General features: G+C 63.8%; 18 protein-coding genes and 1 tRNA gene. 9 read left to right on the forward strand and 10 right to left on the reverse strand.

All coding sequences use genetic code 11. The annotated features are described in order from the left end of the window. Window positions 1-77: transfer RNA gene (locus tag RBB39_RS08420), tRNA-Val, on the reverse strand. A gap of 425 nt (window positions 78-502) precedes the next feature. On the opposite strand from RBB39_RS08420, the gene RBB39_RS08425 reads away from it, so the two are divergent. From RBB39_RS08425 to RBB39_RS08440, 4 genes are all read left to right on the forward strand, one after another. Continuing rightward, entirely contained in the window at window positions 503-1,261 is a 759-nt protein-coding gene (locus RBB39_RS08425) for a DeoR/GlpR family transcriptional regulator (protein ID WP_045992476.1), read from the forward strand. Window positions 1,262-1,667: 406 nt separating this feature from the next. After that, on the forward strand, window positions 1,668-3,170 hold the full coding sequence (glpK, locus tag RBB39_RS08430; protein ID WP_045992477.1) for a glycerol kinase GlpK: 1,503 nt from the start codon (window positions 1,668-1,670) through the stop codon (window positions 3,168-3,170). Between the two features lie 51 nt (window positions 3,171-3,221). After that, the gene (locus RBB39_RS08435) at window positions 3,222-4,850 is read left to right on the forward strand and encodes a glycerol-3-phosphate dehydrogenase/oxidase (RefSeq protein WP_045992478.1); all 1,629 of its coding nucleotides are present in this window, start codon (window positions 3,222-3,224) and stop codon (window positions 4,848-4,850) included. Between the two features lie 109 nt (window positions 4,851-4,959). Beyond that, window positions 4,960-6,036, forward strand: coding sequence for an endonuclease/exonuclease/phosphatase family protein (locus RBB39_RS08440; protein WP_045992479.1), 1,077 nt, complete (start codon window positions 4,960-4,962; stop codon window positions 6,034-6,036). A 203-nt stretch (window positions 6,037-6,239) separates the two neighbouring features. Here the strand turns inward: RBB39_RS08440 and RBB39_RS08445 are convergent, their stop codons facing one another. After that, complete coding sequence (locus tag RBB39_RS08445; protein ID WP_045992480.1) at window positions 6,240-7,619, reverse strand: lyase family protein; 1,380 nt, start codon at window positions 7,617-7,619, stop codon at window positions 6,240-6,242. A gap of 407 nt (window positions 7,620-8,026) precedes the next feature. Between RBB39_RS08445 and RBB39_RS08450 the strand changes: the two genes are divergently transcribed. Together RBB39_RS08450 and RBB39_RS08455 are read left to right on the forward strand one after the other, a co-directional pair. Next, a complete protein-coding gene (locus RBB39_RS08450) occupies window positions 8,027-8,410 on the forward strand; it encodes a phasin family protein (RefSeq protein ID WP_045992506.1) in 384 nt (127 codons plus the stop codon). Window positions 8,411-8,681: 271 nt separating this feature from the next. Beyond that, the gene (locus tag RBB39_RS08455; protein WP_045992481.1) at window positions 8,682-9,281 is read left to right on the forward strand and encodes a carboxypeptidase-like regulatory domain-containing protein; all 600 of its coding nucleotides are present in this window, start codon (window positions 8,682-8,684) and stop codon (window positions 9,279-9,281) included. 114 nt (window positions 9,282-9,395) lie between these two features. On the opposite strand, the gene hda is transcribed toward RBB39_RS08455, so the two are convergent. Together hda and RBB39_RS08465 are read right to left on the reverse strand one after the other, a co-directional pair. Continuing rightward, window positions 9,396-10,097: a DnaA regulatory inactivator Hda gene (gene hda, locus RBB39_RS08460; RefSeq protein WP_045992482.1), complete on the reverse strand. Its 702-nt coding sequence runs from the start codon at window positions 10,095-10,097 to the stop codon at window positions 9,396-9,398. Further along, a complete protein-coding gene (locus tag RBB39_RS08465; protein WP_045992483.1) occupies window positions 10,094-11,188 on the reverse strand; it encodes an AI-2E family transporter in 1,095 nt (364 codons plus the stop codon). Before RBB39_RS08465 ends, hda begins: the two co-directional genes overlap by 4 nt. A gap of 174 nt (window positions 11,189-11,362) precedes the next feature. Between RBB39_RS08465 and purM the strand changes: the two genes are divergently transcribed. Together purM and purN are read left to right on the forward strand one after the other, a co-directional pair. Next, entirely contained in the window at window positions 11,363-12,436 is a 1,074-nt protein-coding gene (gene purM, locus RBB39_RS08470) for a phosphoribosylformylglycinamidine cyclo-ligase (RefSeq protein WP_253028694.1), read from the forward strand. Next, window positions 12,433-13,173 (forward strand): phosphoribosylglycinamide formyltransferase, encoded by a 741-nt coding sequence (gene purN / locus RBB39_RS08475; RefSeq protein ID WP_045992485.1) that lies wholly within the window; start codon window positions 12,433-12,435, stop codon window positions 13,171-13,173. The genes purM and purN overlap by 4 nt, the downstream gene beginning before the upstream one ends. A 117-nt stretch (window positions 13,174-13,290) precedes the next feature. Here purN and dcd read toward each other — a convergent pair whose 3' ends face one another. The 5 genes from dcd to RBB39_RS08500 all read right to left on the reverse strand — a co-directional run bounded on the left by dcd (window position 13,291) and on the right by RBB39_RS08500 (window position 17,867). After that, window positions 13,291-13,857 carry a dCTP deaminase gene (gene dcd / locus RBB39_RS08480; protein ID WP_045992486.1) on the reverse strand — a complete coding sequence of 189 codons (567 nt, stop codon included), beginning with the start codon at window positions 13,855-13,857 and terminating at the stop codon, window positions 13,291-13,293. A 159-nt stretch (window positions 13,858-14,016) separates the two neighbouring features. After that, the gene (apbC, locus tag RBB39_RS08485; protein ID WP_204248941.1) at window positions 14,017-14,820 is read right to left on the reverse strand and encodes an iron-sulfur cluster carrier protein ApbC; all 804 of its coding nucleotides are present in this window, start codon (window positions 14,818-14,820) and stop codon (window positions 14,017-14,019) included. Window positions 14,821-14,997: 177 nt separating this feature from the next. Continuing rightward, on the reverse strand, window positions 14,998-16,629 hold the full coding sequence (locus tag RBB39_RS08490) for a hypothetical protein (RefSeq protein WP_253028696.1): 1,632 nt from the start codon (window positions 16,627-16,629) through the stop codon (window positions 14,998-15,000). Between the two features lie 248 nt (window positions 16,630-16,877). Next, entirely contained in the window at window positions 16,878-17,288 is a 411-nt protein-coding gene (arfB, locus tag RBB39_RS08495; protein ID WP_045992488.1) for an alternative ribosome rescue aminoacyl-tRNA hydrolase ArfB, read from the reverse strand. A gap of 180 nt (window positions 17,289-17,468) precedes the next feature. Then, complete coding sequence (locus RBB39_RS08500) at window positions 17,469-17,867, reverse strand: DCC1-like thiol-disulfide oxidoreductase family protein (protein ID WP_124804867.1); 399 nt, start codon at window positions 17,865-17,867, stop codon at window positions 17,469-17,471. Window positions 17,868-17,978: 111 nt separating this feature from the next. On the opposite strand from RBB39_RS08500, the gene RBB39_RS08505 reads away from it, so the two are divergent. Further along, entirely contained in the window at window positions 17,979-18,962 is a 984-nt protein-coding gene (locus RBB39_RS08505; RefSeq protein WP_083970369.1) for a YihY/virulence factor BrkB family protein, read from the forward strand. Here the strand turns inward: RBB39_RS08505 and RBB39_RS08510 are convergent. Continuing rightward, the gene (locus tag RBB39_RS08510) at window positions 18,898-19,119 is read right to left on the reverse strand and encodes a DUF1049 domain-containing protein (RefSeq protein ID WP_045992490.1); all 222 of its coding nucleotides are present in this window, start codon (window positions 19,117-19,119) and stop codon (window positions 18,898-18,900) included. The genes RBB39_RS08505 and RBB39_RS08510 overlap by 65 nt on opposite strands.

The raw sequence follows: 19,119 nt of genomic DNA on the forward strand, positions 1-19,119 counted from the left end.
TGGTAGGACCAGGCGGATTTGAACCGCCGACCTCCACGATGTCAACGTGGCGCTCTAACCAACTGAGCTATGGTCCTACACGGCTGCCGAAACGAGGGAGTCACCACCCTCGCTGCTGACAACGGATGCGAATTCTACGCCTTCGGCAGAATTTTGCAAGCCCTTGAGTTCACCGAATGATTTTTTCCTTCGAGGGGCCCGTGCGGCGTCTCGAACGCCTTCACCGCAGCGCGATTCCACCATCGCCAAATCCGGTCGCGTTCGTTTACGATCATCGGGAATGCGTCTGGTGAAGCGAGATCCACGACAGCCTCATCGGCGTCCCCAAAGCGACGTCCTCGCCGACAATGTACCAGGACGTTCCATGCACCAGGGCCTGCCTGTTCCAGGGCCATCGATGCACAAGGGCTTTCCATCTATCGAGGCCTTCCGTCTGTCAGGGTCCTTTCAGGCACAAGGGCTTTCCATCTTTCAAGGCCTTCCAAGCACAAGGGCAATCGGGATGAACCAGCAGCAGCGTCAGGACGCCATCATTGCACTGGTCAGTCGCCAGGGATACGCCAGCATCGAGCAGTTGACCGATCACTTCGCGGTGACCCCTCAGACCATCCGCCGCGACCTCAACACACTGGCAAGCGAAGGCCGCTTGCGCCGAGTCCACGGTGGCGCGGGCCTCGAGTCGAGCACCGTCAATACCGCCTACGCCACCCGCAAGACGCTCAACCTCGACGCCAAACGACGCATCGCCGATGCCGTGGCGCGCCAGGTGCCGCACCATGCCTCGCTGTTCATCAATATCGGCACCAGCAACGAACTGGTGGCCGAGGCACTGCTTGAGCATCAGGGCCTGGAGATCATCACCAACAACCTCAATGTGGCGTCCATCCTGCATCACAAGGAAGACTTCAAGGTGATCGTCGCCGGCGGCCAGGTCAGACCCCGTGACGGCGGGATCATCGGCGAGGCGACCATCGACTTCATCCATCAGTTCAAGGTGGACATTGGGCTGATCGGGATCAGCGGCATCGATCAGGACGGCTCCCTGCTCGAGTTCGACTATCAGGAAGTCCGCGTCGCTCAGGCGATTATCGAGAACTCACGTCAGGTGTTTCTGGTCGCCGATCACTCCAAGTTTCATCGCAACCCGGTGGTGCGCCAGGGCAACGTATCCCAACTCGACGCCCTGTTCACCGATCGCGAGCCACCGGAGGCCATCGCACGGCTACTGCAGGACCACGGGGTCGCCCTGCACCTTGCGTGATCCTGCGCCAGGCCTGTTCCTGCACCTGGCCTGCCACAGCCGCTCTGTGTCATCTTGCGAAAACGCCAGGCCCTCCCGACTCCTCTTCGGTCCCGTGGACGCCTTGGCGCACCAACCCAGCCGAGGCGACATTCTGCGCCTGCTCTCCAGACGCCACGACCAAAGTGCTAGCGAAAACTTTCGCGCTCTGGTTGTTCGTTCACGACCTCAACGCTACCTTTATTTTCGATAACGAACTTGTTGTGGCCTCGTACGACCATTGATCACCCGCGGCGGCGACGTTGCATAGGGGCACCCGACGTCGCTGCATCTGGCCACGTCCCTGCCGGCAGCACTAGACGGAAACCGTCTGCTCACCGAAGGTGAAGGTATCGCTCGACCACAACAACCGTCAGGACACCGGAACATGCCAACACGCTATATTCTCGCCTTTGATCAGGGCACCACCAGCTGCCGGGCCATCCTGTTCGACCAGGACACCCGCATCGTCGGCATCGCGCAGAAGGAATTTACCCAGCACTACCCCAAGCCAGGCCAGGTGGAACACGATGCCATGGAGATCTGGGGCAGCCAGATGGGAGTCGCACGAGAAGTGCTGGAAACCCAGGGCGTCAAGCCGTCCCAGGTAGCCGCCATCGGCATCACCAACCAGCGCGAGACCACCCTGATCTGGGACCGGCACACCGGCAAACCGATCCACAACGCCATCGTCTGGCAGGATCGACGCACCGCACCGCTATGCGACGACCTCAAGGCCCAGGGGCTGGAAGCCCATATCCGCGACACCACCGGCCTGGTGGTCGACGCCTACTTCTCCGCCACCAAGATTCGCTGGATCCTCGACCAGGTGGACGGTGCCCAGCAGCGCGCCGAGGCTGGCGATCTGCTGTTTGGCACCATGGACAGCTGGCTGGTGTGGAACCTGACCCGCGGCGAACGCCACCTGACCGATGTCTCCAACGCCTCGCGCACCATGCTGTTCGACATCAAGCGGCTCGACTGGGACGACCGACTGCTCGAGGCCCTCGATATTCCCCGGGCGATGCTGCCCGAGGTCAGGCCATCCAGCGAGGTCTACGGTACCACCGCCAAGGAAATGTTCGGTGGCGCCCAGATCCCCATCGCCGGTATCGCCGGTGACCAGCAAGCCGCCCTGTTCGGCCAGGCCTGCTTCGACAAGGGCATGGTCAAGAACACCTACGGTACCGGCTGTTTTCTGCTGATGAATACCGGCGAGACCCCGGTGCCTTCGACCTCGGGCCTGCTGACCACCATCGCCTGGGGGCTCGACGGCAAGGTCACCTATGCGCTGGAAGGATCGATCTTCATCGCCGGCGCGGCGGTGCAGTGGCTGCGCGACGAACTCAAGATGATCGACTCGGCGGAAGACTCCGAATACTACGCCAGCAAGGTCGAGGATGCCGGTGGTGTCTACGTGGTCCCCGCCTTCGCCGGCCTCGGCGCTCCTTACTGGGACATGTACGCCCGTGGAGCGATCTTCGGCCTGACCCGAGGCTCGGGCAAGGAGCATATCACCCGCGCCACCCTGGACGCCCTGGCCTACCAGACGCGAGACATCATCGACGCCATGCAGAAGGACTCGGGGATCACCCTCAAGGCCCTGCGGGTCGACGGCGGCGCCGTCGCCAATAACATCATGATGCAATTCCAGGCTGACATGCTGGCGGTCGACGTCGAACGCCCCAGGGTCATCGAGAGCACCGCCCTGGGGGCGGCCTACCTGGCGGGGATCGCGGTGGGCATGTGGAACCTGCCGGAGCTCGCCACCCGGGGCGACATCGAACGCACCTTTACGCCCGCCATGGAAGACGCCGAACGGGAACGACGCTACAAGGGCTGGAAAAAGGCCGTGCGACGGACCATGAACTGGGAGCGCGACGAAGACTGACCACACCGGGGCTTTACGTCCCGATTCCTTCAGGAACCGCGGGGGACTTGCATGCAACTACGTGACGCCAACCTTCAGCGCCTGAAGGAGGAGCACTTCGATGTACTGATCATCGGCGCCGGCATCAACGGCGCCGCCAGCGCCGCCGCGCTGGCCGGCAAGGGCGCCCGGGTGGCCTTGATCGACCGTGGCGACTTCGCCGGCGAGACCAGTCAGCACTCGTCCAATCTGGTGTGGGGCGGCATCAAGTACATGGAAAGCTATGACTTTTCGCTGGTGCGCAAGCTATGCAAGAGCCGCAACCACCTGATCAGGAGCTTTCCGTCGACGGTCCAGGAAATTCGCTTTCTGACCACCATCGACAGGGGCTTTCGCTATCACCCTCGCATGCTCTGGGCGGGCACCTGGCTGTACTGGCTGATGGGCAACGCCTTCACCCGACTGCCGCGCTACTTGACGCCAAAAGGCATCAACCGACGCGAGCCACTGGTCGATACGCGTGCGGCGATCGGTGGCTTCGAGTACTCCGACGCCTACCTGCATGACAACGATGCCCGCTTTGTCTATAGCTTCGTACGCTCGGCGCTGGACTACGGCGCGGCGGCGGCCAACTACGTCGAGTCGCGGGGGGCACGACGCAGCGACAACGGCTGGGTCGTTGACGCCCGGGACAACCAGAGCGGCGAGACCTTCAGCCTTCGCGCCGGAATCATCATCAATGCCACCGGCCCCTGGGTGGACGACCATAACGCCTTGAGCCGACAGACCACCGATCACCACCACGCCTATTCCAAGGGCATCCACCTGATCGTGCCACGGCTGTCGGAGCGCCAGCGGGTGCTGGCCTTCTTTGCCGACGACGGGCGGCTGTTCTTCGCCATTCCCATGGGGCCGCGCACCTGCATCGGCACCACCGACACCAAGGAAGAGCGCCCGGAGGTCGCGATCAGCGACGCCGACATCGACTTCGTGCTGGACAACATCAACAAGCGCCTGAGTCTGAAGCGCCCACTCAACCGTTCGGACATCATCGCCACTCGCTGCGGCGTGCGCCCGCTGGCGGTCAAGGCCAACGCCGGCAATGGCCGCGACTTTCTCCAGATGTCGCGCAAGCATGCCATCGACATCAACGCCAATGAGCGCCATATCAGCATCTTTGGTGGCAAGCTCACCGACTGCCTCAACGTCGGCGAGGAGATCGTCAGAGAGGTGCAACGATTAGGCCTCGAGCTGCCACAGCCCCGCGCCCGCTGGTACGGCGAACCTTCGGACACGGACAGGCGAGAATTCCTGCACCAGGCAAGCCTGCTGGACCTCGATGAGCGCACCCCCTCCTCGTCCAGCGAACCTCTGAGCAAGCGCCTGTGGCGTCGCTACGGCCTCAACGCCTTCGACATGCTGGAGCAGATCCGCCAGGACCCGCGACAGGGAGAGCTGTTGATCGAGGGTACCGAATACCTGCGCTGCGAGCTCGAGCACGCCGCCCGGCGAGAGATGATCACACGACTCGAGGACTTCCTGCGCCGCCGCTCCAAGATCGCCCTGGTGGTGGACACTCAGACCCTGCACGGGTCACCTGGCCTCGATGAGGCCGCCCGAATCCTGTTCGGCGACAAGGCCCAAGAACGGCTCGAGGAATACTTCGCGAGTGCCACACCGACATCGCGCGAACGGGCCTGAGGTCCTCAACGGCGCTCCTTGGCTCTATCGTTAAAGGCCGAGGACCGTTAGGCTCGTCATCATCATTGTTGCGCCGAGCCGGTGCGCCGGACCGAAAAGGGACCCCTGCATGCTCTCACTTGTCATCGATACCCTTCTGATCGCGGTGGTGACCATCGTCGCCGGCGCAACCCTGATCGCCAGGATTCCGTCCCACTGGTGGTGGCTCAGGGCCTGCGAGTTCCCCCGTGTCCAGATCGGACTCATCGGGTTGTTCTGTGCTTTGGCAAGCCCGCTGGCGAGCGACTCCCTGACACTCTGGATTGCCACGGCCGGCCTGGTCGTCTTCGCCATCCAGGCTTTCTATGTACTGCCCTGGACACCGCTGTGGCCGGTGCAGGTCATGGCCGCCAAGGGCGACGCCCCGGAGCGTTGCCTGACGCTCTTGATCGCCAATGTACTCACGCCGAACCGGCGCAGCGACGACCTGCTGGAGATCATCGCCGAGCGCGACCCGGACATGGTGCTGACCCTGGAATCCGACCAATGGTGGGGCGACAAGCTCGATGCCGGCCTGGCAGACGGCTACCCCTACGCCGTGCGGGTCCCGCTGGACAACCTCTACGGCATGCACCTGTATTCCCGTCGCCCGCTGATCGACCCCGAGGTCAAGTGGCTGATCCAGGATGACATCCCCTCGATCCACTGTGAGGTGGAACTCGAAAGCGGAGATCACATCCGCTTTCGCGCCCTTCACCCCAGGCCACCGGCACCGAGCGAGAGCGAGGAATCGCTGTGGCGGGACGCGGAGCTTTCGCTGGTCGCCGAAGAGATCCACCAGAACCCGGTACCGACGCTGGTCGCCGGCGACCTCAACGACGTTGCCTGGTCACGCAGCACGCGCCTGTTCTGCCGCGTCAGCGGCATGCTGGACCTGCGGCGCGGCCGCGGCATGTTCTCGAGCTTCCACGCCGGCTATCCGTTCCTGCGCTGGCCGCTGGACCATGTCTTCGTCAGCGAGCACTTCACCCTTGCCAAGATGGATCGGCTGCGGGCCTTTGGCTCAGACCATTTCCCGATCCTTGCCACCGTCTGTTATCGCCCCTCCAGAGCCGACGAGCACGACACCCCGGACGCCGACAACGAAGAGCATCACGACGCCCGTGAAACCGTCGAGGAAGCCAGGGAGCGCGATCAGTCGAGTTGAGTTCCCGCCTTCCAGGCGATGTCCATGTAGTGGTAACAAGTGTGGCGATGGACTCGCAGCAATAGAAAAGACGGGTAGCAGTAGAAAAGAAGAGCCTTGCCGTCGTGGCAAGGCTCTTCTTCTTCAAGGGGCGCTATTCCAAGGGCACTATTCCAAGAGGCGCTATTCCAAGAGGCGCCATGTCGGCCGCGCCCTCGTCACCTCTATTCGGGAATACCGCCACGAGTCAGGGAGGCGGGATCCAGCAGGCGTTCGAGCTCATCGCGTCCGAGGTCGGTCTCCTCCTCGGCCACGTCGATGATCGGCCGGCCGGCCTGGTAGGCCTTCTTGGCGATGGCCGCCGCGGCGTTATAGCCGATCACCGAGTTCAATGCCGTCACCAGGATGGGATTGCGCGCCAGTGGCTCACTCAGGTTGTCCTCGCGCACCTTGAAGGTGGCGATCGCCTTGTCCGCCAGCAGCCGCGATGTCTGGCTCATCAGGGTGATCGACGTCAGCAGGTTGCTTGCCACCAGTGGCAGCATCACGTTGAGCTGGAAGTTGCCGCTCTGTCCGGCGACGGTCACGGCGGTGTCCAGACCGATCACCTGAGCGGCGGCCTGGGCGGCGGATTCGGGTATCACAGGATTGACCTTGCCCGGCATGATCGAACTGCCCGGCTGCAAGGCTTCAAGCTCGATCTCGCCAAGCCCCGCCAGCGGGCCGGAGTTCATCCAGCGCAGATCATTGGCGATCTTCATCACCACACACGCCAGACCCTTGAGCTGACCCGACAGTTCCACCGCTGCGTCCTGGGAGCCAAGGCTGGCAAAGAAGCTGTCATTGGGCGTCAGAGCGAGCCCGGTGCGGGCGGAGAGCTCGGCGGCCATGCGCTCGGCAAACTCCGGATGGGCATTGATACCGGTGCCGACCGCAGTCCCCCCCTGGGCCAGCCGACACAGCCGCACCATGGCGCTGTCGAGACGCTCGATGGCCTGCCCCACCTGGCTCGACCAGCCACCGAGTTCCTGACCAAGACGCAGTGGCATGGCATCCATCAGGTGAGTGCGTCCGGTCTTGACCACCTCGTCCAGCTCTTCTGCCCTGGCGTCGATGACACCTCTGAGGTGCTCGAGCGCCGGGCGTAGCGTACCGGTAACTTCCAGCGCCGCCGACAGGTGCAGGGCGGTGGGAATGACATCGTTGCTCGACTGCCCCATGTTGACGTGGTCGTTGGGTCCGACGCTCAAGTCATCGGAGCTCGCCAGGTGGGCGATCACCTCGTTGACGTTCATGTTACTCGAGGTGCCGGACCCGGTCTGAAACACATCGATGGGGAACTGATCATCGTGCTGACCCGCGATGATCGCGTCTGCCGCCTCGACGATGGCACGACGACGATCGTCGTCCAGCAATCCCAGGTCGCCGTTGACCACCGCCGCCGCTCGCTTGATGCGAGCAATGGCGTGGATAAAGGCTGACGGCATCGGCTGGCCCGACACCGGGAAGTTGTTGACCGCACGCTGCGTCTGGGCGCCATAGAGCGCATTGGCGGGAACCTCGAGCTCCCCCATGCTGTCGCGTTCGATACGGGTCTGCGTCATGGATCACTCCTGATCGTCAAAGGCAAAGGGTTAAGGGTACGGTCCTTCGTTTTCTCTTGAATACCATGGTGGCGAGACTTCCTGCTTGCAAGGCTTGCAGGGATCACATCGCTGTCATGTCTCCACACTAGGCTGAAGGTGATCCAGGGGCACGGTGAACTTGCACGCCGGTATCCCATCAAAGGGCGAAGAAGGCTAGATAACGGACTTTTCGTCGTTTTTTCGCTGTTTCAAGCATTCTTTGGATCCAAACCCCTCTTCCCCCGATTCTCGACCCAATCCATGTTGCGATGCACAAAACCCTCTGCTATTGTGCACTGCAACAGACGACGCAACGGCATCGACCACTGGGAATGGTCCCACGGTCATCGCCGACAAGTAGTTCGAAACCCCAGGAGGTTCACATGATGCGCACTATCGATACCAAAGCACTGTTCAACAACGAGCAAGTCGAAAACCTGTTCTTCGGCCCGGCCCGCGCTTACGCCAGCCTGACCGTCGACTTCGCCGAGAAGCTGACCAGCGCCCAGCTGGAAGCCGCCAAGGCCTACACCGAGACCGGTCTGGCCCAGGCTCGCGCCTTCACTTCCGTCAAGGACGTCGAAGGTCTGCGCTCCTACATGGAAGGCCAGCAGAAGGTCGCCAAGGACCTGACCGAGCGCCTGAAAGGCGACGCCGAGAAGGTCGTGGCTCTGCAGCAGGACTTCGTCTCCAAGAGCCAGAAGCTGGCCGAAGAGAACGTCAAGCAGGCCACCGACACCGCCACCAAGGCTACCGCCAACGCCAAGTAATCTGGCTACGGCAGACGCCTGAACGACTCAGGTCGTTCACCAAGCGGCCCCCGATTTCAATCGGGGGCCGTTTTGCGTCTGCAGCCAGCGTCAATCAAGGCGCTGCCTTGTGACACCGCCACCAAGGCTAGCGCCAACGCCAAGTCATCATGACTGGCTCGGGCAGACGCCTGTCCGGCCACGCACACGCCACGCGTGGCAATTCCGACGCCGATTCCATAAGCTGACAGCACACAGGGCCCAACGACATTCGTTGCAAGGAGACCGCGCCATGAAGGCACCCTACCCGCTGTTGTCACGCCGATTCCGCCTGGCGGTAATCGCCATCCTCGCCTTGCTGATCACCGGCTGTCAGAGCGTCAGCACCACCGGCACGTCCCGCGCCCCGGAGGTCATCGATATCGGCGAACCCGACACCCCGATCGAACAGCCGGGCCCGAGAGACGACCAGCCCACCGCCGATCAAGCCAGGGTCCCCAGGGAGATCCCCTTCCCCGCGGACGTCTACGCCCAGCTGCCGAAGAGCGGCAGCGCCGTGCTGTCCGGCAGACTCACCCTGAACACCCCCGCAGGCCCGGTCATCGGCGGTGGCGAGACGGTATCGGTCGCACCGATCACCAAGTACTCCGCCGAGGCGGCGGCCCAGGCGCTGGCCGGCCGGGCGGTGGAACGCGCCGACCCACGGGCCCGCGAATACACCCACACCACCCGCACCGACACCAACGGCTACTTTCAGCTACGCGACCTGCCCCCCGGCGACTTCTACGTTTCGGGCACGGTGGTCGATCCGGCCAGTGGCGGCCGCCAGATCGTGATCAAGGAAGTCACGCTAAGAAATGGTGGCCACAGCGAGATTCAGCTCAGCCGCTGATACCGCGTACCGATTCGACCTGGCCCTGACAACAAGACGGCGACCCAAAATGGGTCGCCGTCTTGCTTTCCTGGAGAGCTTTCCTGGAGAGCTTTCCTGGAGATGCCCAGACCGCTACCAGTCCAGTGCCTTCTTGACGAAGGGGATGGTCAACTTGCGCTGTGCCGACAGCGAGGCGTTGTCCAGCACCTCGAGCGAGCGAAACAGCTCACTGAGCTCGCGTGCACCACGATGCAGGATGTAGCGTGCCACCTCGTCGGGCAACTCCATGCCACGCAGGTGGGCACGCAGCTTCAACGCTTGCATGCGGTCCTCGTCGGACAGCTGCCTGAGGTGGAAGGTCATGCCCCAGGTCAGCCGTGACGCCAGGTCCGCCAGCTTGATATCGAGCTGCCGGGGCGGGCGATCCGCGGCGATCAACAATCGCTTGCCGCTGTCTCGCAGCCGGTTGAAGGCATGGAACAGCGCCTCCTCCCAGCGCTTGCGCCCCACCACTCGATCCAGATCATCGATGGCCACCAGGTCGAGACGCTCCACATCCTCGAGCATCAACGGCGGGAAGTGGCCCAGCTCCTCCAGTGGCAGATAGAGGGTTCGCAGGTCCCGCGCGGAGGCCTGGTGGCAGGCCGCCTGCAACAGGTGGCTCCGACCGACGCCGTCGCCCCCCCACAGGTACAGAAAGGGCTCGCCGTTGTCATCGAACTGATGGCTCAGGCACTCCACCAGGGTGGCGTTGGCACCCGGATGGTAGTTGTCGAAGGTCGCGTCGTCGCGCAGTCCGACGCCCAGAGGCAACTGCGCGGGGGCTCGACTCATGAGGACTCCTCGTTGGCGGCGGAGGGCTCCTTGTCGGATTCATGCTCCGCGTCATAGAGCGACGAATTCTTATACGTATCATGCAGGTAGCGCAAGATGACCATCACCATGGCCGCCACCGGCAGCGCCAGCAGCACACCGGTGAAACCGAATAGCTGGCCGCCGGCCAGCACCGCAAAGATGACCGCGACAGGATGCAGGCCAATCTTGTCCCCCAGCAGCTTCGGCTGCAGCAGGGTGCTTTCCACCAGTTGCCCGAAGCCGAACACCAGCCCCACGCCCAGCAGTACCAGCCAGTCGCCGAACTGGAAGAAGGCCACCACACCGGCCACCGAGATCCCCACGATCACGCCCAGATAGGGCACGATGCTGGCAAGTCCTGAGAGCAGCCCGATCAGCAGGCCAAAGCGAACTCCCAGCAGCGTCAGTCCGATGGCATAGATGACGCCGAGACACAGCATCACAATCAACTGGCCACGCAGGAAGGCCGCCAGCACCTCGTCGCACTCCTTGGCCAGCCGAACGGCCGTCGGCTCCCACTGACGCGGCAGCAGACGCCTGACCTTGCCCACCAGCACGTCCCAGTCCAGCAGCAGGTAGAAGGTCACCACCGGAATCAACGCCAGATTGGCCAGCCAGCCGACCAGCGCCATACCCGACCGCGACACCTGGGCCAGTACGCTGGCGGCGACGGTACCGGTTTCTTTCCAGTTTTCCAGTACTGCCTTGCGCAGTGCATCGAAGTCGGTGCTGAGATCGAGCCCGGTCAACGACTGCAGCTCCGGCAACACCGTGCTCTGAATCCAGCTCAGTACTGCCGGCAGCGCTTCCACCAGCTGCCCGATCTGCTGTCCCAGCAGCGGCACCAGCAGCAGCAGCGTCAGCCCTACCAGCAGCGTCAACAGCACAAACACGACGCAGACCGCCCATTGACGCGACAGCCCGCGCTCCTCCAGGCGATCGGCGATAGGGTCACCCAGGTACGCCAGCACCATGCTGACGAAGAAGGGCGCCAACACCGGTTCGATGCTGACGAAGAACCACAGCACAACAGCCGCCACCGCGGCGACGATCCACCACTGCTTGCTCATTCGCTTTTCCCCGAAAGAAACCACCATTCCCTGTGATGCCCGACCGATAGTGTGCCATGGCTGCGATGGCCGAAGCACAGTGCTACAATCTCCGCCCCCAACGTGCCCATTGTCTCACGTTCGTCCGCTGGTGCGCACCACGCCCGCGGGTCGACCGACTCCACAGGATCTGTCATGACCGACTCCTCCTCCTCCCCCGAAAGGGCTTCGCTCAGCTACAAGGACGCCGGTGTCGATATCGACGCCGGCAACGCCCTGGTCGATCGCATCAAGGGCGTCGCCAAACGCACCACCCGCCCCGAGGTAATGGGCGGGCTGGGAGGCTTCGGCGCGCTGTGCCAGCTGCCCAGCGGCTACCGTGAGCCGGTGCTGGTCTCCGGCACCGACGGGGTCGGCACCAAGCTGCGCCTGGCCATGGACCTGGGCCGCCATGACACCATCGGCATCGATCTGGTTGCGATGTGTGTCAACGACCTGGTGGTCGCCGGCGCCGAGCCGCTGCTGTTCCTCGACTACTATGCCACCGGCAAGCTGGACGTCGATATCGCCGCCGACGTGGTCAGCGGCATCGGCGAAGGCTGCGAACGTGCCGGCTGTGCTCTGGTCGGTGGCGAAACCGCCGAGATGCCCGGCATGTACGAAGGCAGCGACTACGATCTGGCCGGCTTCTGTGTCGGCGTGGTGGAGAAGGACGAGATCCTCGACGGCACCAAGGTCGCCGCCGGTGACGTACTGCTGGGCCTGAGCTCATCCGGTCCTCACTCCAATGGCTACTCCCTGATCCGCAAGATCCTCGAAGTGGCTCACGCCGACCTGTCCACCGACATCGACGGCCAGTCACTGGGTGACGCCCTGATGGCGCCGACACGCATCTACGTCAAGCCGCTGCTGGAACTGCTGCGCCACGACGACTATCAGGTCCACGCCCTGTCCCACATCACCGGTGGTGGCCTGCTCGAGAACCTGCCCCGGGTACTGCCCGAGGACCTCACCGCCCACGTCGATACCAGCCTGTGGCAGCGCCCTGTGGTGTTCGACTGGCTCAAGCAGCAGGGCAACGTGGACGAACATGAGATGCACCGCGTGCTCAACTGCGGCATCGGCATGGTGCTGGTGGTACCTGAAGATCAGGCCGACCAGATCCGCGCTCATCTGCAGGCCCAGGGCGAAGGCGTCCATCGCATTGGCCACATCGCCGCGCGCCAGGGCGACGAGGAGCAGGTGCAACTGGAGATGCCAGCGTCATGAGCGAGGGCGTGAACGAGGGCGAGCTCAACGGCTTCACCCCGGAAGAGGCCACCCAGCCACGGGTGGTAGTGCTGATCTCGGGGGGTGGCACCAACCTGCAGGCCCTGATCGACGCCCAGAGCCACGACGAACTGGGTGGCGAGATCGTGGCCGTGGTGTCCAATGTCGCCGACGCCTACGGTCTGAAGCGGGCGCGTGATGCCGGCATCAACGCGGTGGCCCTGCCCCACCGCGAGTACGACAGCCGCGATGCCTTCGACGGCGCCCTGATCAAGGTGATCGAGCGCCACGAGCCTGACCTGGTGGTGCTGGCCGGCTTCATGCGTATCCTGACGCCACGTTTCGTCCAGCGCTTCATGGGGCGGATGATCAACATCCATCCGTCGCTGTTGCCGGCCTATCAGGGCCTGCACACCCACGCCAGGGCGCTGGCCGACGGCATCGACGAGCACGGCTGCAGCGTACACTTCGTCACCGAGGAACTCGATGGCGGGCCGGTGGCGATCCAGGCCGTGGTCAAGGTTAACAAGGATGACACCGAAGAGACCCTCAAGGAGCGAGTGCTGAGTCGTGAGCACCTGATCTTCCCGATCGCGGTACGCTGGTTCCTCGAGGGGCGTCTGCGCCTGCAGGGCGACATCGCGACCATCGACGGCCAGCCGCTGCCGCCGGGCGGCATGCGACTGTCCCACGAGGACGCCGCCGAGGAACTCGACGAGGACGACGAGTCCCGTTGAAACCTGGCCGCGCTGTCGACTGAAACAACAAGGCCCGCCGAGCGATCGGCGGGCCTTGTTGTCTGTGGGCCTTGCATGCAGCAGTCGCGTGAGCGGTAAGCCCTCGCCTCTTCGCACTCAGGTGCGCGGCAGAGTCACTCCACGCTGGCCCATGTACTTGCCGCCACGATCGGCGTAGGAAGTGTCACAGATCTCGTCGGACTCCAGAAACAGCATCTGTGCTACGCCCTCGTTGGCGTAGATCTTGGCCGGCAGATTGGTGGTGTTGGAAAACTCGAGGGTCACGTGACCTTCCCACTCCGGCTCCAGCGGCGTCACGTTGACGATGATGCCGCAACGCGCATAGGTGGACTTGCCCAGGCAGATGGTCAGCACGCTGCGCGGGATGCGGAAGTACTCGACGGTCCGCGCCAGCGCGAAGGAGTTGGGCGGAATCACGCAGACATCGCCCTTGATGTCGACAAAACTCTTCTCGTCGAAGGCCTTGGGATCGACCACCGCCGAGTGAATGTTGGTGAACACCTTGAACTCGTCGGCGCAGCGTACGTCATAGCCGTAGCTCGAGGTCCCATAGGAGATGACCCGCCGGTCGTTGACGTAGCGAACCTGATCGGCCTCGAAGGGCTCGATCATGCCTTCGTTCTCGGCCATGCGGCGGATCCATTTGTCGGACTTGATGCTCATGGGACTTCCTGCTGGGTGCTCGAAGAGTGGACGCGTTCGGTGGGGCCACATGATAGCGGCCCCTCGCTGCCACGTCACGATGCAAAGGTGATAGGCGCCTGACAGGCGCTTGATGAGGATCAGCCGGCGACGCCGCCAGGCGTCATCCTCCGCTGGCCCTTACTCGCTGAAGCTGATGCTCGGCCCCTGGTCGCCACCGTCACCGTCGATCTGCTCGGCCACCTGACGCGCCATGGTCCGGAAGGTCGTCGCCACTTCGCCGTCGGGCTCGGCGACCACGCTGGGACGTCCACCGTCCACCTGCTCACGAATGCCCATCGACAGCGGCAGGCGCCCCAGCACCCGGGTATCGTACTCCGCAGCGATGCGCTCTCCGCCCCCCTCGCCGAAGACCGGCTCACTGTGGCCGCACTTCGAACAGGTATGCAGGCTCATGTTCTCGACCACGCCCAGTACCGGGACCTTGACCTTGCGGAACATCTCGATGCCCTTGCGCGCGTCCAGCAAGGCGATGTCCTGGGGCGTGGTGACGATCACCGCGCCGTCCACCGGTACCTTCTGGGCCAGGGTGAGCTGGATGTCACCGGTGCCCGGCGGCATGTCCACGAACAGATAGTCCAGGTCGCTCCAGCGTGTCTGGTTAAGCATCTGCTGGAAGGCCCCCGCCACCATCGGGCCACGCCACACCATGGGCTCGCGAACGTCGACCATGAACGCCATGGACATGGCCTGGATGCCGTGGGCCTCCAGCGGCAGGAACTGGTTCTCGCCGCTCGCCTGGGGGCGCACGCCTTCGCCGACTCCCAGCATCTGCGCCTGGCTGGGCCCGTAGATATCGGCGTCGAGAACGCCGACGCGATAGCCTTCGGCGGCCATGGCCAGCGCCAGATTCACGGTCACCGTCGACTTGCCGACACCACCCTTGCCCGATGCCACGGCAACGATATGCTTGACCCCTTCGATCACGTCTCGCTCCTGTTTCCAGATGGGCGCGGTTAATCCGCCGGGCCAGTATAGGGCCCAGGCGGCGCGAGGTTAAGCGAAGCGGGACCGCCAAACGCAGCGGCGGGCCCGAAGGCCCGCCGCTGTTGCTTCCCGCAACCTTGCCGACGTCACCGCCGGCAACCGTCTCGCTGACGCTCAGTTGGTGCTTTCGGTGCTGGCGTCGTCGGTGACCGAGGCTGCCGCATCGCGCACCTTCTCGGCAGCCTGACGGGCCACGTCCTTGACCGTCTCGACGGCCTCGGCGGCACCGGAGGCTACCTCATCGGTCCACTGGGTAGACGATTCCTCGCCCTCGGCGGCCGCATCGGCGGAGCCCTCTTCGCTGGCCGCATCCGCCTGGGAAGCGTCGGCGGAGGAACCTTCCCCGCTCTGGGAGGCGTCGGCAGAAGCCTGATCACCCTCGCTGCCACCCGGGGTCTTCTCCATGGACTCGGACGAGGCCACGTCCTCGTCCTCGGCGGCGCTCTCGTTGGAGCCCTGCTCGCTGGCCGAGGCCGCGCTGTTGCCCGAGGACTGAGAAGAGTCCTGCTCCTGCGACGACTGTTCCTCTGCCGCCGACCGCTTCGCCGACTGAACGGCGATATCGGCCTGGCTCATGCCATCACTGCTCTGGTCGCCGCTGTTTTCGCCGCCACCACTCTGGTCGCCATTGCTCTGGTCGCCACCCCCGGAGCTGATGACCTCGACGGAGCCGCTGCTGCTTTCGCCCTGGGACGAGGCCTGCTCATCGGCACTACCCTCGCTGTCGCTGCCTTGACCGGAGGATGCGCCGTCAGAGAGCTCGGCGGTGGCACGATCGAGGTTCTCGAGCTCGATGCGCCAGGTGTCGAGTTGATTGTTGAGACGAGCCAGACGCTGGCGACGCTCGTCGGCACGGGCCTCGAGTTCATCGATCCTGGCCTGCAGCTCATCGCGGCGGGCGACCGCTTCCTCGGCACGGGACTCGGCCTGGCGAACACGCGCCTCGGCCTGCTCGCGTTGCTCGGCGGTGCTGGCCAGCGTCTGCTCGAGGCGGGCCTGGGCCTGCTCGGCCTGCGTCTGCGCCTCCTGCTGCTGGCTCTCGAGGCTCGCCACTTCTTCCTCGAGTGAACCGACGGCGCTCTGCTTCTCTTCGATGGAGCTTTCCAGATCACTCAGGCGCTTCTCGGCGTCATCGACCTCACCGGTCAAGGACTCAGCCTCGGACTTGAGCGAATCACGACGCTCCACCAGCTGCTGCTGTTCGTTCTGCGCCTCTTCCAGACGATTGCGCGCCGCCACCAGGTCGGACTGCAAGGATGCCTGGGTGGATTCGAGTTCCTTCAGATCGGCCTGTACCTGGGCGGCCTGCTCTTCGGCTGCCGCCTGGGCGGTACGCGCTTCGGCCTCCTCGGCCTTCAGGGTTTCGAGCTGGGCACGCATTTCCTCAAGCGAGGTCTCGGCCTCTTCCCACTGGGATACCTGGCTCTCGAGCTCGGCACGCTGGGCTTCCAGGGTAGCCTGGCTCTCTTCCAGCCCGGACACCTGCTCGCGCAGGGTCTCGACGCGTGACTCGCTGGCATCGAGTTCCTTGGTCAGGGCAGTGCGTGCCTCGCCGTTGGAACTGGCGCTGAGCTGGGCACCGATGGCCCAGATCAGGCTGACGCCGGCCACCGCCGCCAGGCCCTTGACGCGGTTGTCCTTGAACAGCTCCTTGGCATCCTTGCCGGAGGCTGAAGACTGGGTCGCCTCGGAGGTGTTGCCATCCTTCTCGGTGTTGTTGTCCTTGTCGGGATTGATCTCTTCCATTCGGGGGTCTCCCTTGGGGTGGGACGGGTCCTGAGGTTCGAGGACCAAAGTGATCACAGCATACTGCCTGACTGCGGGCGCGTCAGGGGTGTGCTCCATCAAAAATACGCGCTAGCGAGCATTAGAAAATTGCCGTGTACCCTATCCGAGCATGTTTTCCGCAGAGCGTCGAGCCCCATTAGCGAAGCGCAGGAGTCTGCGGAAAGCCGCCCTCACAAGCGTTCAGGATGCAGCGACTGTTCGATGCGCTACGTCTCCGGCTTGCCGCGTAGCGACTTGAGCTTGCCCCGCTGCTTCTTGCCTTCGAGGCGACGCCGCTTGGCCGCCTTGCTGGGCCGGGTGGCGCGACGCGCCTTGGGAATCACCAGTCCCTGCTGCAACAGCGATTTCAGCCTCGCCAGTGCCGCTGCGCGGTTGGCCTCCTGGGTGCGTTCCGACTGGGCCTTGATGATCACCACTCCGTCCTGGGTGATGCGATGATCATTGAGCGCCAAAAGGCGCTCCTTGACGTCGTCAGGCAACGACGATGCCTGAATATCAAAGCGCAGATGAATCGCCGAGGCGACCTTGTTGACGTTCTGGCCGCCGGCTCCCTGGGCACGAATCGCACTCATGGCGATCTCGCTATGAGGGACCGACAGACGTCGACTTAGTTGCATCTTGCCTCCCTCCTGGTGGCTTGTGATAAATAACGGTAGATGAACGGCGTTGGTGGCCAGTATCGCTGGTCGGTGCCGATGCCCGGTGCTGATACCCAGTGCTGATGCCCGTTACCGATGCTCAATGTTGATGCTCAACGCCAGGCCGTCGGCGGCCCCATCCGGTGAGAGCGACACACTTCAAGGCCTGATCGGACCGACGCCGAGCCCCTTGAGCATGACACGACGAACGGCCTTGAGCAGCGGATAGCTGAGGCGTGCTCGCCGTCTCGACGACAGCCACCACAGCATCCCACGCGACAGCGGACCTCGACCTCGCCCGGCCACTGCCGCCATACGTACCGCCTGATCACCATGGTAGCGCTCGTCGCCGAGCTCCAGCACCATACCCTCGTCCAGGCGACAGCCCAGACGCTCCAGACGCCGGACCTCTTCGGGGTGATGGCGCGCATCAACAAGTTCCAGCCGTCCCTTGGACAGTCCGTAGCGCGACACGAAGCTCCGACACAATGGACACTGTCCATCGTAGATCAGCCTGGCGTCGGATTCGGTGCGGGATTCCTGGTCTGCAGATGCCACTCGTTCCTCCCGGCGTACCCCCGCCCTTAGACCATCTGGTTGGGCAAGGGTTTGACGCTGACACTGGCTCCCAGCGTATCATGCCCTATCCCTCAAGGACGATTCGGGCCCATGACAGCACCGCGCTGGTACCAACACGCCGTCTTTACTCTGCTGCCACGGCTCGCCTTCTTCATGTGGCGGGTGCTGACCCACTTTCTGCACAATCGGGGAATGCTGCTGGCGGGCGGGGTCGGCTTCAATATTCTGCTGTCCACCATTCCGCTGTTCGCACTGATGGTGGTGGCGATGGCTCAGGTCGTTGACGAGCAGCAGCTGCTCAATGTGATCGCCATGCAGGCACGCCACATCGCCCCTACCCACGCCGAGGTGATGCTGGAGTCGGTGCGCGCACTGCTGGACTCCCGCGACGCGATCGGCATCTACGGCATCCCTGTGCTGCTGATCTTCAGCTCCTTCGCCTTTCGCATGCTGGAAGACGCCCTGGCGCTGATCTTCAGAAAGCCCGACGTCAAGGACACCCGCAGCCTCTGGGTGTCCTTCCTGTTGCCCTACGCCTTCATGCTGGTGCTGAGTGCGGCGCTGCTGGCGCTGGCCATGGCGGTCAGCCTGGCCAGCACCCTCAATGGACTGTGGATGGCGCTATACGGCCGTGAGCTGCCCATGGCCTCGCTGTCGGAGCCGGCCCTCAACCTGACCAGCTTCGTCGGCGTCTTCCTGCTGTTCAGCGCCATCTACAAGGTCCTGCCGGTGGTACGCATTTCCCTGAGGCGCGCCTTGGCCGGGGGCTTTGCCGCCGCCCTGATGTGGGAAGGGGTCAGGATCGCCCTGGTCTACTACTTCGCCAACCTGTCACTGGTAAGCGCGGTCTACGGCCCCCTGGCGACCCTGATCGTGGTACTTCTGAGCCTCGAGATCGGCGCCGTGATCCTGCTGCTGGGCGCCCAGGTCATCGCAGAGCTCGAGCACAACTGCCGCCTCGGCCTGCCCTGGCACCAGGACCCTCGAAAGCGCTCGCGGGTCGATGCCCTCAGCGGCGCTGCGGCTCCTTGCCCTGCAGGCGACGAATCAGCCCCATCAGGCCGCGACCGCTGATCATGCCCAGCAGGTAGATCACCACCACCAGCAGGGCCATCGGCATGGCAATGGTCCAGCCGAGCAGTTTCACTTGCACCATCTCGATGTTCTGCACCACCAGGATGGCGATCAGCGCCAGAATCACGACCTTTACCACCAACCAGAACTTTTCCAT

It is taken from the genome of Halomonas sp. MMSF_3323 (assembly GCF_030733595.1).
Lineage (GTDB): Bacteria > Pseudomonadota > Gammaproteobacteria > Pseudomonadales > Halomonadaceae > Halomonas > Halomonas litopenaei.

What these genes read in the sequence shown, in the direction of transcription:
- purM (WP_253028694.1), top strand. Translation starts at nt 11,363, where the DNA reads ATGACCGACTCCTCCTCCTCCCCCGAAAGGGCTTCGCTCAGCTACAAG.
- arfB (WP_045992488.1), bottom strand. Translation starts at nt 17,288, where the DNA reads ATGCAACTAAGTCGACGTCTGTCGGTCCCTCATAGCGAGATCGCCATG.
- RBB39_RS08450 (WP_045992506.1), top strand. Translation starts at nt 8,027, where the DNA reads ATGCGCACTATCGATACCAAAGCACTGTTCAACAACGAGCAAGTCGAA.
- RBB39_RS08445 (WP_045992480.1), bottom strand. Translation starts at nt 7,619, where the DNA reads ATGACGCAGACCCGTATCGAACGCGACAGCATGGGGGAGCTCGAGGTT.
- purN (WP_045992485.1), top strand. Translation starts at nt 12,433, where the DNA reads ATGAGCGAGGGCGTGAACGAGGGCGAGCTCAACGGCTTCACCCCGGAA.
- RBB39_RS08425 (WP_045992476.1), top strand. Translation starts at nt 503, where the DNA reads ATGAACCAGCAGCAGCGTCAGGACGCCATCATTGCACTGGTCAGTCGC.
- RBB39_RS08510 (WP_045992490.1), bottom strand. Translation starts at nt 19,119, where the DNA reads ATGGAAAAGTTCTGGTTGGTGGTAAAGGTCGTGATTCTGGCGCTGATC.
- RBB39_RS08490 (WP_253028696.1), bottom strand. Translation starts at nt 16,629, where the DNA reads ATGGAAGAGATCAATCCCGACAAGGACAACAACACCGAGAAGGATGGC.
- glpK (WP_045992477.1), top strand. Translation starts at nt 1,668, where the DNA reads ATGCCAACACGCTATATTCTCGCCTTTGATCAGGGCACCACCAGCTGC.
- dcd (WP_045992486.1), bottom strand. Translation starts at nt 13,857, where the DNA reads ATGAGCATCAAGTCCGACAAATGGATCCGCCGCATGGCCGAGAACGAA.
- RBB39_RS08505 (WP_083970369.1), top strand. Translation starts at nt 17,979, where the DNA reads ATGACAGCACCGCGCTGGTACCAACACGCCGTCTTTACTCTGCTGCCA.
- RBB39_RS08465 (WP_045992483.1), bottom strand. Translation starts at nt 11,188, where the DNA reads ATGAGCAAGCAGTGGTGGATCGTCGCCGCGGTGGCGGCTGTTGTGCTG.
- RBB39_RS08440 (WP_045992479.1), top strand. Translation starts at nt 4,960, where the DNA reads ATGCTCTCACTTGTCATCGATACCCTTCTGATCGCGGTGGTGACCATC.
- hda (WP_045992482.1), bottom strand. Translation starts at nt 10,097, where the DNA reads ATGAGTCGAGCCCCCGCGCAGTTGCCTCTGGGCGTCGGACTGCGCGAC.
- RBB39_RS08455 (WP_045992481.1), top strand. Translation starts at nt 8,682, where the DNA reads ATGAAGGCACCCTACCCGCTGTTGTCACGCCGATTCCGCCTGGCGGTA.
- RBB39_RS08435 (WP_045992478.1), top strand. Translation starts at nt 3,222, where the DNA reads ATGCAACTACGTGACGCCAACCTTCAGCGCCTGAAGGAGGAGCACTTC.